Source organism: Vibrio sp. T11.5 (genome assembly GCF_027587155.1).
Taxonomy (GTDB): Bacteria; Pseudomonadota; Gammaproteobacteria; order Enterobacterales; family Vibrionaceae; genus Vibrio; species Vibrio neptunius.
The window spans coordinates 1-434 of the sequence record NZ_JAPPTP010000079.1; the positions used below are offsets into that span (position 1 = coordinate 1).

Consider the following 434-nt stretch of genomic DNA (forward strand, 5'->3'; position numbering starts at 1 on the left):
ATAATGGCAGGTCTACCTGGATTCGAACCAGGGAATGGCGGCATCAAAAGCCGCTGCCTTACCGCTTGGCGATAGACCTGCAGGGCATAGTCATAGACTATTCAATTTATGGTGCGGAAGGAGAGACTTGAACTCTCACACCTTGCGGCGCCAGAACCTAAATCTGGTGCGTCTACCAATTCCGCCACTTCCGCATAAATTGTTTACGTAGATTTTATATCAAGATGGTGCGGAAGGAGAGACTTGAACTCTCACACCTTGCGGCGCCAGAACCTAAATCTGGTGCGTCTACCAATTCCGCCACTTCCGCGTCTTGAATCTACAGGACTGTTAGCCTGAGCTAGCAATCGAAATAAATGGTGGCTACGACGGGATTCGAACCTGTGACCCCATCATTATGAGTGATGTGCTCTAACCAGCTGAGCTACGTAGCC

The 434-nt window shown here is 49.8% G+C and carries 4 tRNA genes; all 4 read right to left on the reverse strand.

The features are described from left to right. Nucleotides 1–4 precede the first annotated feature (4 nt). The 4 genes from OH455_RS23265 to OH455_RS23280 all read right to left on the reverse strand — a co-directional run bounded on the left by OH455_RS23265 (nt 5) and on the right by OH455_RS23280 (nt 434). A tRNA-Gln gene (locus OH455_RS23265) sits at nt 5–79 on the reverse strand. A gap of 30 nt (nt 80–109) precedes the next feature. Further along, nucleotides 110–194: transfer RNA gene (locus OH455_RS23270), tRNA-Leu, on the reverse strand. Between the two features lie 31 nt (nt 195–225). Next, nucleotides 226–310: transfer RNA gene (locus OH455_RS23275), tRNA-Leu, on the reverse strand. A 47-nt stretch (nt 311–357) separates the two neighbouring features. Beyond that, nucleotides 358–434: transfer RNA gene (locus tag OH455_RS23280), tRNA-Met, on the reverse strand.